Source organism: Rhodopirellula halodulae (assembly GCF_020966775.1).
Taxonomy (GTDB): Bacteria; Planctomycetota; Planctomycetia; order Pirellulales; family Pirellulaceae; genus Rhodopirellula; species Rhodopirellula halodulae.
Genome location: NZ_JAJKFV010000029.1, coordinates 2,386,923 through 2,400,416, shown reverse-complemented (window position 1 = coordinate 2,400,416; position 13,494 = coordinate 2,386,923). Strand labels below are relative to the sequence as shown.

10 protein-coding genes and 1 other RNA gene are annotated in these 13,494 nt (G+C 56.8%); 4 read left to right on the top strand and 7 right to left on the bottom strand.

What is annotated here, in order from left to right; all coding sequences use genetic code 11:
• Nucleotides 1-57 precede the first annotated feature (57 nt).
• Both LOC70_RS21655 and LOC70_RS21650 read left to right on the top strand, forming a co-directional pair.
• Nucleotides 58-1,599, top strand: a complete 1,542-nt coding sequence (locus LOC70_RS21655; RefSeq protein ID WP_230256054.1) for a sodium/glutamate symporter — start codon at nt 58-60, stop codon at nt 1,597-1,599.
• A 135-nt stretch (nt 1,600-1,734) separates the two neighbouring features.
• Complete coding sequence (locus tag LOC70_RS21650) at nt 1,735-3,348, top strand: amidophosphoribosyltransferase (RefSeq protein WP_230256053.1); 1,614 nt, start codon at nt 1,735-1,737, stop codon at nt 3,346-3,348.
• A gap of 28 nt (nt 3,349-3,376) precedes the next feature.
• Here the strand turns inward: LOC70_RS21650 and LOC70_RS21645 are convergent, their stop codons facing one another.
• Nucleotides 3,377-4,507 carry an NAD(P)-binding domain-containing protein gene (locus tag LOC70_RS21645; RefSeq protein ID WP_230256052.1) on the bottom strand — a complete coding sequence of 377 codons (1,131 nt, stop codon included), beginning with the start codon at nt 4,505-4,507 and terminating at the stop codon, nt 3,377-3,379.
• Nucleotides 4,508-4,729: 222 nt separating this feature from the next.
• Between LOC70_RS21645 and LOC70_RS21640 the strand changes: the two genes are divergently transcribed.
• Nucleotides 4,730-5,653: a sugar phosphate isomerase/epimerase family protein gene (locus LOC70_RS21640; protein WP_230256051.1), complete on the top strand. Its 924-nt coding sequence runs from the start codon at nt 4,730-4,732 to the stop codon at nt 5,651-5,653.
• Nucleotides 5,654-5,751: 98 nt separating this feature from the next.
• On the opposite strand, the gene LOC70_RS21635 is transcribed toward LOC70_RS21640, so the two are convergent.
• The 5 genes from LOC70_RS21635 to LOC70_RS21615 all read right to left on the bottom strand — a co-directional run bounded on the left by LOC70_RS21635 (nt 5,752) and on the right by LOC70_RS21615 (nt 10,956).
• Nucleotides 5,752-7,110, bottom strand: a complete 1,359-nt coding sequence (locus tag LOC70_RS21635) for a hypothetical protein (protein WP_230256050.1) — start codon at nt 7,108-7,110, stop codon at nt 5,752-5,754.
• 14 nt (nt 7,111-7,124) lie between these two features.
• Nucleotides 7,125-7,559 (bottom strand): hypothetical protein, encoded by a 435-nt coding sequence (locus LOC70_RS21630; protein WP_230256049.1) that lies wholly within the window; start codon nt 7,557-7,559, stop codon nt 7,125-7,127.
• Complete coding sequence (locus LOC70_RS21625) at nt 7,556-8,626, bottom strand: DUF1559 domain-containing protein (RefSeq protein WP_230256048.1); 1,071 nt, start codon at nt 8,624-8,626, stop codon at nt 7,556-7,558. Before LOC70_RS21625 ends, LOC70_RS21630 begins: the two co-directional genes overlap by 4 nt.
• A 1,115-nt stretch (nt 8,627-9,741) precedes the next feature.
• Nucleotides 9,742-10,115: a transfer-messenger RNA gene (gene ssrA / locus LOC70_RS21620) on the bottom strand.
• A 223-nt stretch (nt 10,116-10,338) separates the two neighbouring features.
• A complete protein-coding gene (locus LOC70_RS21615; RefSeq protein WP_230256047.1) occupies nt 10,339-10,956 on the bottom strand; it encodes a hypothetical protein in 618 nt (205 codons plus the stop codon).
• Nucleotides 10,957-11,273: 317 nt separating this feature from the next.
• Here LOC70_RS21615 and LOC70_RS21610 point away from each other — a divergent pair, with 317 nt between their 5' ends.
• The gene (locus tag LOC70_RS21610; RefSeq protein ID WP_230256046.1) at nt 11,274-12,059 is read left to right on the top strand and encodes a DUF4332 domain-containing protein; all 786 of its coding nucleotides are present in this window, start codon (nt 11,274-11,276) and stop codon (nt 12,057-12,059) included.
• Nucleotides 12,060-12,124: 65 nt separating this feature from the next.
• On the opposite strand, the gene LOC70_RS21605 is transcribed toward LOC70_RS21610, so the two are convergent.
• Nucleotides 12,125-13,300, bottom strand: a complete 1,176-nt coding sequence (locus LOC70_RS21605) for a TIGR01212 family radical SAM protein (RefSeq protein ID WP_230256045.1) — start codon at nt 13,298-13,300, stop codon at nt 12,125-12,127.
• Between the last annotated feature and the right edge of the window lie 194 nt (nt 13,301-13,494).

Sequence of the window (13,494 nt, the reverse complement as noted above, 5' to 3'; positions counted from 1 at the left end):
CCGCGACACTACGGCTCTCGCCCGGTCTCGCTCTCCGCACCGCTTCGATTGACCTTCATGTTGTTTGCCATCTGCTTCGTCAGTCTGTTGCTGCTCGCCGGAGTCGTTTTGCGGCAAAGGGTCGCATGGTTCCAAATGGGCCGAATCCCGGCTTCGCTGATCGCCGGTGGACTGGGATTGCTGGTAGTTCAGTTCGCTCAATTTCAAAATGCCCATTGGCAAGAACCGGTGCTGCAAACGCTGGGTCCCTGGCCGTCCACGCTGATCGCCGTGGTCTTCGCCGCCATGTTGTTGGGAAAAAGCGAAACAGCCGCGAACCAGTCCAGTCGCCATTTGGTTCGCGACGTCATGCAGCAAGGCCTGATGGTTTGGATCATCGTGATCGGTCAGACGGTGGTGGGGCTGTGGATGACGTGGTGGTGGATCGGGCCTCAATTTGATTTGCCGTCGTCGGCGGGCATGTTGATCGAAACGGGATTCGCCGGAGGTCACGGCACCGCCGCGGCAATGGGAGACGTTTTCCAACACCCGACGATCCAGTGGGAGGCAGGCTTCGACCTCGCCGTGATGATGGCCACCGGCGGGCTGGTCTACGGACTGGTCTCCGGAATTCTTTGGATTCAAGTGGCGGCCTACTTCGGATGGATTCAGCTTCCCGACGAGAGTCAAGCTGAGTTGTCAGCGAAAAAGGCTCCGGCTCAATCCAACGCCCCGGCGAATGTGCCAGCCTCGCGAATGACAAAGACTTCGCTGGCATCGTCCACTTCGCTGGGCCGGGAAAGGATCGACAGCAGCGTTTTGGATCCGTTGCTGCTGCAAGTCATTTGGCTTTCCCTCGCGATGGGAATCGGCGTCTTGATGCAAACGTCCGTCGGCTGGGCAGCGGAATCGGTTGAAACGTTGTTTCGAGGTCCGGCCGCTGAGTCGGTTAGCGCCGCGGAGGAGCCATCGGCCGCTAATCCAGTTGCGGAACCCGCTGAGAGCGTTGAAAGCGCCGGCGAATCACAGCTTCGGTCTCGATTGACACTGGCGAACATCGTCGGCTCGTTTCCTTTGTTTATCTACACCTTGTTTGGCGGGGCATTGGTTCGTGCGTGCCTTCGATTTGCCGGAAAACTCGAGTGGATCGATCCCGTCACGGTTCAACGCATCTCTGCGACGTCGATGGATCTGTTAGTCGTCGCGGCTGTGACCACTTTGAATTTGGCGGCCGTGGCGTCTTTATGGGTGCCTTTGACCATTCTGTTTGTGGCCGGAGCTGTCTGGTCCACGTTTTGTTTGCTCGTTTTATCGCGAAAGATTTTACCGGCTGAGAAGTGGTTTCCTCTGGGTCTCATCAATTTTGGCATGTCGACTGGAACCACGGCGACCGGTTTTGTGTTGCTGCGGGTGGTCGACCCCAAATTGGAATCGGGAGCGGCCGAGGACTACGCATTGGCCGCACCGCTCTCCGCACCGTTCATTGGCGGGGGCATGATCACCGTTGCCTTGCCGTTGCTGGTGCTTTCACGCGTTTCGATCGCGTGGCCCGCGATCGTGTTGGCAAGTTTACTGGTCGGTTTGATCGTGATCGGCGTGCGATCCCGAAGGTCCCACTGACCGTTCGAAACGGCCTTTTCCCCCGCCCGATTGGCGGTGGAGTTGGCAAACGGGGCAGTTCAGCGAATTGCGTTCTAGGCTCTCATCGGTAGACTGTAGCTTCCTCGCTCCAGCGATCACTTCATTGCAGATTTCATGGCTGAATTGAATCACGAATGCGGCGTTGCCGCGATCTATCACCTCTCTGGTCGCGGGCGAAGCCCCGTGTGCACCGACGACGGGCCGCGGCAAATTTCGCGATTGCTGCCTCGGATGTTGCTTGATATCCAAAATCGCGGGCAGCTCGCCGCCGGGATGACTACCTTCGATCCCGATCGTCCAACGCTCCTGAAAACCCGTCGGGACGTCGGCACGGTCACGGAGGTTTTTCGACTGAATCATCGCGCGAAAGCCGAATCGCTGATGAAATCTCTGGCGGGACGAGCCGCGATTGGGCACGTCCGCTACGCCACCTGTGGCGCCGACGATCGCAATTACGCTCAACCATTCGAACGCCGGCACATTCACAAACGGAAATGGTTCAGCTTTTGTTTCAACGGCCAGCTCGCAAATTACACGCTGTTGAAACAACGGTTGCTCGCGGACGGTGATCACCACCTGGCTCTCGACACCGATACCGAAATCATCCTGCATGAGATCGCTCGTTTGCTTTCGCAATCGCAGGAGCGTTTGGATTGGATCGATGTTCTGAAACAGGTCACCGAAGGCTTCGATGGAGCCTACTCGATGGCGTTGTTGACGGCGGAAGGTGAGATGCTGGTCGCCCGCGATCCGCTTGGCATCAAACCGATGTGCTACATCCACGAAGGCCCCTTGTTCGCGTGTGCCAGCGAGAGCGTCGCGCTGCTCAACCTGGGCTTTGAACCGGATCAAATTCGTTCGCTGCCGCCTGGACATGCGATTTTGATCGATCCGAATGAAGGTCTTCGCATCGAAAAATTTGCCGAACCGCAAACGCCGAAACATTGCTTCTTCGAATGGATCTACTTCGCCAACGTCGCCAGCACGCTGGATGACCGCAGCGTTTATCTTTCGCGAACCAACCTTGGTCGCGAACTAGCGACGGCCGAACGCGAGTTTGGCCGTGTTCCGCTGGACGATCCCGACACAATCATCGTGCCGGTTCCGGACACCAGCAAAGCCGCTGCCGATTCGATGGCGTACGAGCTGTCGATTCCGTGTCGCGAAGGATTGATTCGCAATCGCTACGCGGGCCGGACCTTCATCGAAGGTGGCCGGGCACGCAAAGCCAAAGCCGCCGCGAAGTACACGCCACTGCGAGAAGTCTTACAGGGCAAACGTGTCATTCTGGTTGAAGATTCAATCGTTCGAAGCACGACCATGAACGCGTTGCTGGACCGCATTCGCGATGTCGGCGGGGCGAAGGAAATTCACGTTCGTGTGGCGTGCCCACCGATCGTCGCACCGTGTTTCTACGGGATCGACATGAGCACGATCGATCAGTTGATTGCACCGAAGTACTTCTCGCTGACCGGCGAGTTGGACGAAGAGTCGCAACAACGCATGGCCGACGACTTAGGTGCTGACTCGCTGCGTTACCTGCCGGTTTCCGCCATTTCGCGAGCGATTGATCTTCCCGAAGATCAACTTTGCCAAGCTTGTGTGACGGGCAAGTATCCCACCCCGATTGGCCAGCACCTGTACCAGATCGCTTGCGACAATCGCGGGGCTCGAGTCAACAACCAACGCACCTACGAACAGCTCGCCGCCGCCGTCGCGGGCGAGTAGGTCATTGCAGCAGGTCGGCGATCGACCGCTAGCTTTCAGGATTCATTTCAATCTGCTTCGAAAGTGATTTCGGAGCGGATTGTTTTTTTTCCGGTTTGAGTTCCGCGTCACTCTTGCCCAAGCCACCGTCCAGCAGGTGGCGTGTAATCTTCTTCGCGTGGACGTGGCAATTCTCTAAAAACACTTGGTACTTGCTGCTTTGGGTTCCACCCACAGCCGTTCCAGCAACGTAGATTCCGGGTCGTTCTGTTTCCATCGTCTCTTCGTTGAAGACCGGTTTGTCGCCTGGATCCTCCATTTGGATACCCAACTGTTTGAAGAGCGTTTTGTCCTGGTCGTACCCGATGAGCGTCAGAACATCATCAAACGGCATGTGCAACGAATGAGTCCGCCCGTCGGGCAACGTCTGCTCCAAATCAACTCGCTCGGCCGTGATTTGCGTCACACGACTTTGGAACAGCGTCTCGATCGCTTTGCTCCGGATCAGCCCGTCGATTTCGGGCCGTAGCCAATACTTGATGCTGGCGGTCGGCAGTTCCTCGCCACGATAACTCAGCGTGACTTTGGCACCCACGCGATGCAAACGAATCGCCGCTTCGACCGCGCTGTTGCGACCACCCACAATCAACACGCGACGATTGTGGTATTGGTGAACCTCGCGTAGATAACCGTCCACGTGCGGGAGATTTTCACCAGGGACCTTCAGCTTCGCCGCGTGGTCGGTGCCGCCGATCGCCAACACCACCGCCGACGCCTCGATCCAATTCGATTGAACTTGGACCTGCCAACGTCGCGGATCATCCGGTCGTGACTCGATCGTTTGAACCTTCGAAAAGGTTTGCACGGGAACCTGAAACAGATCCACGACGGAACGCAAATACGTCAAGTATTCTTCGCGGCTGGCCTTGGCCTGGTCCACGGTGTACAGCGGCACGCCGGCAATGGCGATTCGATCATTGCTGCTGAACCATCGGGTCTGCGGTGCCCACCACGATATGGTGTGCCCCAACGGCCCCGCTTCAAAAACTTGAGCATCAATCCCATGACGCCGCATCTCGATCGCGGTTTCGATCCCGATCGGTCCACCGCCAACGATCACCACATCGCAAACACGATTGGGCTCGTGCGATTCAGCTTCGATTTGGGCAGATGGTTTCACGACAACACAAACTCAACAAACGGGAATGATCTGCAAGCACCAAAGCATGCAATTCAAAGACAAAACACCGTTCAAGAACCCGCAAAAAAAAGGCCGCCGTCACGATCCAGGGTCGGGCAAACGAGTGGTTTTGTTGCGTTATAACTTATCAAAATTTCAGCCGTCGAACGAACGGCCTCGTTCGACGCCTTCGCCTTCCCTGATCAATTGGAACCTCGATCAATGATGCAACTTGGCTTTGTCAGTGCGATCTTGCCCGAATACGACCTGGAACAGGTGTTCGCAGTGGCGAGCCAGTGCGGCTACGACTGCGTCGAGGTGATGTGCTGGCCACCGGGAAAGGCGGAACGTCGCTACGCGGGAGTGACACACATTGACGTGACCGATTTGAGCGACGATCGGATTTCAGAGATCCATGCTCTCTGCAAAAAATACGATGTTTCGATCAGCGCCCTGGGATACTATCCCAACCCACTCTCACCGGACCAGGACGAAGCTCAAACGGCCATCGATCACTTGTTGAAAATGATCGATGCGGCAGCTCATCTGAACATCGGTCGCGTCACGACGTTCGTGGGCCGTGACTGGAAGAAAACCATCGACGAAAACTGGCCCCAATTTGAACGGGTCTGGGGGCCCATTTTGGATGCCGCCAACAAGGCTGACGTTCGCATTGGAATCGAAAACTGCCCGATGCTTTTTACGGACGAAGAATGGCCCGGCGGCAAGAACTTAGCAATCAGTCCCGCGATTTGGCGCCGGATGTTCGAAACGTTTCCCACCGAACAATTCGGGTTGAACTACGACCCGTCGCATCCCGTGTTTATGCACATGGACTACCTCACCCCCATCCGAGCTTTCGCGGATCGTTTGGTGCATGTGCATGCGAAAGATGTCCGTGTCGATCAGGTCTTGCTGGATCAAGTCGGAGTGTTTGCGAACCCAAACGAGTGGCACACCCCGAAGATCCCCGGACTGGGGCAAGTCGATTGGAGCCAGTTCTTCAGCGTGCTGAATGACGTGGGGTACAACGGGCCGGTTTGTGTGGAGGTCGAAGATCGCGCCTACGAAGGAACGCTCGAAAACCGGTTGCGTGCCCTGAAGCAGAGTCACAACTACTTGCGACAATATCTGCCGAAAATGTGAGTCCCCGCGGCTTCATTCAACCCGTGCAGAACAAAACGCATCGCCGGTTCAACCGACGATGCGTTTCGCGTTTCAGCGTCATGGATCGATTTGCAAACTCAATCAGAAATCGAAATCAGACTGGTGGGTGTGCCTTTGCATTCGAGCTTGGCTTCCACGGTCTGATCACGCAGCGAGATCACCCAAATACTGGAATCACCGGGGTTGGTCACAGCGATCTGTCGACCGCGAGGCAGAAACACCGCGTCGTGGTGCCCGAAGTGCCCCTCCAATTGACTCGGCCCAACCTGCATCGGCTCGCCGGCTTTCGCGTCAGCGAAATCGCCGTCGCCGTTGGGGTCCAACGAAACGACGTAAAGCTGATCGGTATCGGGTGACTCCTTCGATTCAGCAAAGCAAAGTGCGACGTGGGAGTTCCCCGGCCCAAAGCCAACGATCGGTGTTCGCAACGATTGATCGTCGGCAATTTGAATGCCGAGCGACTGCAACTCAGGACGATCCGCCGAAGCGTTCAACCAGCACAATCGCGATTCGCCGGCCTTGCCGGTCGAGAACACCACGTAATCTCCCAGATTTGTGAACGCACCGGTCCGCAAAGGTTTGTCTTCCGAGTCTTTGCCGAGGCTGATGTGGTTGACGGTGACGGATTCGGCTGATTGGCTCGCGTCCAGATCGGCATTGACCCAACAGACGCCATCGGTCGGTGCCAAGAAGACTTTGCCGCGATTGTATGTTGCACCGTGCAGTCCACCGGTGGGGCAATGGATGGAGTATCGGCCGGCGCCTGCGTTGGAATCGCCCACCGTTTTCGCGAGCGAGACCACGTCGACTTGTCCTGCTTGTTCACCCTCACGCTGGATCCAGGTGCTATACAGCACTCGGTCTTCGGCAACCGCCAGCGTGATGTGCCCGCCACCAGCTTCGACGAATCGACCGCACTCACTTGGCGTCTTTCCTTCGCGAATCGATTTGGCTGACATCAGCGTCACACCATTTCGCTGATCGTTGGCCATTGCGAAAGTTTTGCCGTAGAGATACAGGTGCGCTGGATTGCCCTGGTTCTCGTCGACCAACTGAGTCAGCACGGAAGGCGACTCATTGAAACGCCAATGGAAATGATCGCCGTGGGCTTCCTTCTCGGTGCCGGTTTCGATTGCGATCCATCCGCTACCGATGTCGCCACCGGCTTCATCTCGTACGCCGACGACAAGCAAGCCATCGTCGGTTTGCATCTGGACCAGGGTCTGCTCGTCGACATCCAACTTGGGGAAGTTGCTGATGGATTGTTCGTCGAGGGAATACCCGTCCTTCGATTTCTTCAGATCGCCCCATTTCAAATCAGCATTGGCGTAATCTTGCCAAAACAAACGAGCGACGGTTCGCCCCTGTGCCTGCACCGATGAGGCACTGCACACTGCAATCAGCAGCATTGCGAAAGTGTTGTGAATGATTTTCATGTTCTTGATTTCTTTCAATGCGATTGACCGAGCGGCTGGACAGCGCGTGCCGGCAGCTCGATGACTTGTTGAGTTTGTTGTTCAAAAGGTTTCAAACGAAGGGAGTCACAAAATTTGGAAACCACCTTCGAGTTCAAGATCCATCCACCATCGCTGATGGATTCCAATGCAACGTGATAGGTCTCCGGTTCAGGACTTGGCAGATCCGCCAACGCAGCGTTTCCGTTTCGATTAGAAACACCTCGCGTCAACACCGCAGCGTCCTTGGAAGGCTTCAGCAACACCTGCACATCTGCCAGGGGTTTGCCTTCGTAGAGCACCTGAACGACCGGCGTGCCTTCGGCAATGGTGGAAGCTTGCGGACCAGTCGATGAACCACCGCAGCCCGCCAGCAAAACAGCCAAGAGCCCCCACCCGTATCCAAATGATTGAAGGAGCCGCCCGCTCATGGCCATTCCACCACCTCACGTCCATCGCGCGAGTGCAACGCGTGATAGATGGTTCGATCAATCGAATCGGTGATGAAGTGAACACTGCCGTCCAACATCGCATGCGTCGTTCCGCCGGTGTGATACGAACGCGACGAATAGAATCCTCGACCGTGAATCCCAATGTCCGGAATGCGTGAGTTCGGCGTCATGTACCCGTTGATCACGGTGGCGTAAGGCACGCCGCGGATCCAAGACTGGCCACGGGTGCCGGAGTAGGAACTGATCTTGGCAGGAAACACTGTTTCCAGGTCAGGGTTCTGAATCAACGCTCCGCCTTCTAGAAAGCCTGGGTTGGGTGCGGTGTTGCCGGTGGTACCACTCCAGTTCGCAATTCGGCGGTGCGGACCAGCGGGAGTTGGTTCGCTGACCCCCGAGGTCTGATCCCCCATGACGGACTCCGCCAACAAAACGGTTTGGCTGGTGCCGTCCAAGCAGTCACGAAACTCTGCCCAGGAATCGGTCCACACCATGCCATCGGTGCGATAACGATCGTCGTAGTTGGTGTCGGTGCCACTCCCGTAGCTGAACATGTAGCTCAAACCACCGGAGTGTCCTTCAACACCGTCGGCAAACGTGGTGGAGAAACGCGGATCACCCACATCGCTGGGGCAGAGAAAAGTTGGCACGATCGTTTGCACGGCATCACGAAGCAGCGGGTTGAACTGCGCTGCCCATGGAGGCCCGACCAACAAAGGCTGCTCGAAATCGATCAATTCGCTGAGACCGGCCTGTTCGATGAACGGCAGCGTGCGTGCTTGAACGGAAAAGCTACTTGATCCCGTCATCGCGGGAATGCATTTGAAGGTGCTTTCGTAGTTGTGCGTCGCCAACGCAATTTGCTTCATGTTGTTGCTGCACGACATGCGGCGTGCGGCTTCGCGAGCGGCTTGGACCGCCGGCAACAACAAACCAACCAGGATGCCAATGATCGCAATGACGACCAGCAGCTCCACCAACGTGAATGCGTGCCGTTCCTTGCGAAACGGAGCGTGAGAACAATGGGTATGTAAGAAACGTTTTTTCATCAGAGATTTTGGAGAGATGTGGGTGCGTACAGAATGCAGCAGCCCCGCGCGGCGAAACGATCCTCGACACGGGTTTGGTCGGACCGAACGTCGCTGACACGCTTCACGCGCGCGGAGCTTGGACGTTGTTGTTTTCAGGTTGGGCCGAAGCGTTGCTGATTCGATGAAGCCGTCGTCTCAGGGCAATTGCCATCAAACGGGTCACTTCACGAACGCATCTAGGTTCCAGGTAAGCGCGCACAGAGAGCGTGCGAGCCGAAAAACCATCTGCTATCGGACTTCAAGAAATCCGCGAAGGTGGGCCACGCAGAGGTGGCCAAGAAGACGACGGACTGGCATCCGCCGAAACTAACTTCGCAAGACACGCAAACTCGATCGGAGCGCTGGTCTCGTCGATTTGCCACGCAAGAAGCACACCGGATGGCGACGCCAACGATTGGCAGATCCAACACGCATGCGAATCATGCGAGCCCTGGTCGGTCTCGCTGGTGTGAGAACCCTGCGTGCACGATGTATCGGACTCATCGTGGTTCACATTCGGATCAACATCGCAATGACCGCAGGCATGCGTGTGTTCGTGCGAATGATCCGAGTGCGAATGCGTCCCATGTTCGTGCGGCAAACACTGGCCATGCTCACACGACTCGTGCGAACACGTTGCGATGTGCAACCATGCCAACGCATGTCCCAGCGTCAGCGTGACGCAGAGCAAGACAGTCGTGAGGGATTGGACTACCGAAACCACGAATCAGCCGCGGGGCACAGGGAGCATCGATTGAGGGCAGGGTCCGACCAAAGACTTCGGTCAGCATACGCGAAAATGACGCGGTTCGTTCAGCCCCCTTTTGCGAGATTCGCGAGCATTTTTCTCGTGCGAAAGCCGCCCGGATGGCACCCAAATGATTAGCGCGACCTCCGCCACACTAGCCCGCGTTAGTGCGAATCAGCACCACGCTGCATCTCTTTCAAGACCGCACCACTCTTTGGAAACCGCATCGCTTTCCAAGACCGCGATTTATTCGGGAGAAGAATTCGCCAAACAGGCGTCGCCGAGGGAAAGCCTTCGCGTGCGCACAAAAAAACGAGCCCCGGAATTCACCGGGCCTCGTTTTTGAAAGTGGAGGCGGGGAGGATTGAACTCCCGTCCCGCGATGCATCCACGCAACCATCTACGTGTGTAGTCAGACTATTTGTGCTCTTGCGAGCATTTCGCATCATGAGGCGCTACCTGACAGGCTCCCCAATCAACTAACTCGAATCAAATTTAGCCGATCGCGTCTCGAGTAGGACGATCGACGATCCGGAATTGTGACGGACATTCAGGCGACTCCGGCGATCCCCATCAGTCCGCGCTACCTGTTCTTAGGCGGCGAGTGCAAAGTTTTCTTCTGCAACTAAAAGTTTTGATCAGATTTTTACGTGGCCTTCTGATCAACCACGACACGCAAGTCGTCGCTTCTTGTCATCCGGTCGATTCCAAGTCGCCCCCTTGCTTCCTTTTCAGGAATCATCCGCAATCGGCCGCCAAGGCAGTTGCTTTGGCGTCATTCCAAACACGTTCAATCGCGTGTTTGAAAACCCGTCTCGCGGACTCTTGTTAGACGCACATTCTACCCGATGGGTTCGCGTTGCGTCGCGGGGTTCTTTCAATAATTCTTGATAAACGCTTCACAGAGCATCGAGCCAGAACGCTCTCAAACTGGGTGAAGTGCCTAGCGTTGCAGCGCCATATCAACGAGCGACCCCAATCCGCCCCCCGGTGCTTCTCGGATGACCAAACGGTCTCCGGCACGCAAGGCGTAGTCCGATTCCGGTCGTACCTCGCCCGTACCACGGTCAGCAAATTGCACGTCCATGCGGATGCCTTCCATCGAGTCCGCCGAATGCCGATACAAAGCGGCTTCCATGCGTCCGAAACGATCGCCGATGCCGGTTTGCTTGAGCAGGGTGCTGAGGAACACCGAACGTCCCTGAGCACCAGATCCGGTGGCCGGTGGCAAAGGCAAGACCCGAACGGGAACGCGATCGCCGACCACCTGCAGAACAATCGAATCGTTCGCTTTGGCTTCGCGAACTTTGTGGTAGACCTCTTCCGTGAAGGATCCGGTCGGCAATGCGACGCCGGATCCCATCGTGTCGTAGCGTGGACTTTCGCCGTTGGCTCCCGGTGCCAGGCCGCTCAGTTGACTGAGCTTTGGCGTGTTCATCGCAGGCATCTTCAGCGAGCTCAGTTGCAGCGGTGCGCAACCAACGGACCAAATCGACATTGCCGCTAGCATCCCCAAAAGAAAGCCAGGACCGAGCGAAAGTTGGTGAGTGGGACGTGTCATGGGGGGAGGCTTCGTCAGGCGAAGAAGGACCGTGCGGGTCGCGAAACTTGGATCGTCTGGGAACTTTATCGGCCTGCCCCTGAAGTTTCTTCAGCATTCTTTTTGTTTTTCCTCAACTCAAACCGGAGTCATCTGAAAGACGGCAATTGCTGGCATCCCGCCGTTTTTCAGCCGGGTTCTGGCACAACTGAGGCTGGACCGTGGAATGGCGGACAATCCGCTGCGGAAAAACGAAACCATAACTGGCCTAGCCGGTCGGCTAGACGCTCTGCTATCGGCAACTCTCTCGAATCGCTTCCTCCCAGGAGTCTTGTCTCATGTTCGAGCTATTCAAACGTTTGGTACGACGGCGCCCCAGCGGAATCCTGTCGCCCGTTCCCACCGAGGTCAGTCAACCATCGGACGTTGTGCTTCGCGTGCGACTCCCACAACCTGCCGACGACGTTCGACGTTCCGCGCCAAAGCTTGCCGCGGCCGATTCAGCCCCCACGCTGAGATCACAAACCAGCCAGCACCGCGAAGAGGTCACGCAACCGGCGACTCTTTCGATCCAAACCGCCGTGGCCGCGAAAGTCACCGCCACATCGAATCCTGCAACCTGCCAAATCCAGCAGCCTGCACGCCGTGTTCGCAGCAGTCACCGTGAACGCATCTTTTCGATGCGAATCGAACACTTGCAAATCTGCAACGAAAAACGTTGCCGACTGCTAGCGAAGGCCGGCATCATCACGGCGGGCGATTTGGCATGCTGTGCACCGGAGCAAATTGCACGCACCTACAAGAATCCACAACGAGCATTGCGATCAATCAAACGTTTGCGAGCCGCGATCCGATTGGCGGTCGCCGTTGATGGCATGATGCCTCGCGATGCGTTGATCTTGGTCGCCATACATCGCCGCAGCGTGGCCTCGCTCGCTCGTGAATCCGCCGCCACACTGCATCGAGATCTGGAACGGTTCTCGCTCAGCAGCCAAGGCCAACGTTTGGTTGGCAACCGCGGAGTTCCCAGCCTGCGACGTGTCAAAAGCTGGGTCGGACAGTGCGAGCAATTGGTGGCTCATTGGATTCAGTCGCAACCGAGCGAAGCCCGCTTGGCCGCTTGAAGTCATTCACGACTGAGCATTCCGCGGCCGTCGGCGAGCGTGCAAGCACGCCGCGTCCAAGCCCGTCACTGAATTTTCAGAACCGGCAGACGCCCGCGAACATCGATTTGTTTGCGAATGGATTCCGGAGTCGCATCGTCCGGTCGCGGTCGCTCGCTGGGCAGTAACTCCGGTGCCACATAGCGGTCGCCTTGCCGCGAACCACGTCGCTGAAACTCCGCTTCGATCTCTCGACGGATGCCTTGTTTGTCGGCACACCATTTGGGTTCGATCAAGAACTCTGGCGGTGCATCACCACTGACACGTTCGACGATGACTTCGGGCGGGATGAGTTCGAGGAAATCCACCACCGTTCGCACGTAGTCATCACGTGCCATCATCTGCACCTTGCCGCTCAACACTTCTTCGCCCAACGGAGTTCCGCGAACGCTGTAAAGGTTGTGCAGCTTGATCGCGTCGAAACCCAAACGACCGATCTCTTCCGCCGACTTCATCATCATCGAATGATCTTCGCGCGGCACACCCAAGATCACATGCGAACAACATTCAAAGCCGCGATCACGAGAACGATCAATCGCATTGACCATGTCCGCGTGCGTGTGAGCTCGGTTCATCCAGTCCAATGTTTCGTCGTGAACCGATTGCATCCCAAATTCGAGCGAAACTTCGTGGTCCACGGCCAGTTCTTGCAGCAGATCTAAAACGCTGTCGGGCACGCAGTCAGGACGCGTTCCAACCGCCAATCCCACCACTCGCGGATCCGCGTTCAATGCCAGCTCGTAGATCTCTCGCAACTGATCGATGGGAGCGTAGGTGTTGGTCGCTGGCTGAAAGTAAGCGATGAAGCCTTGGACGTCTTTGTAGCGATCTTGAACCCGTCCGATCTGTTCACGGAGCTGATCCGCCACGCGTTGCAACCGAACCCGGCGAGAAGGACTGAACGAACGATTGTCGCAAAAGTTGCAGCCTCCTCGCGTGACGGCACCGTCCACGTTGGGACAAGTGAAGCCGGCGTCGATGCTGACGCGTTGAATACGGCCGCCATGTCGACGTCGCAACCATTTCCCGAATGCGTTGAAGCGTTCTCCTTGCGTTTGCCAAACCAACCGGGAGTCGATCTCCGGATTCACGGTCGACGCTGACTTTGCGTTCAGCGAGTGAACGTCGAAACCGCGGCTCGAGCGATTGGTGGCATCGGAAGGGTGCTGCGTTGAGCACGCGGGATCGTTGGGCGATTGCATGGGCGAATTGTATCGACGTGCGTGGCGAAACCAACCGCCGCCTGACTCCAAGTGAACCTGCCACCCGCCGCGATCGTCTTAATCGTCAAATTCTACGCTCGCGAAATGCAGAAGCGGCTCTTTCGGGGGGCACCAACGCTAGCCTGAGTTTCACCACGAGAATAGAATGGAGCGTTTCTAGTTGTCATCCTCCA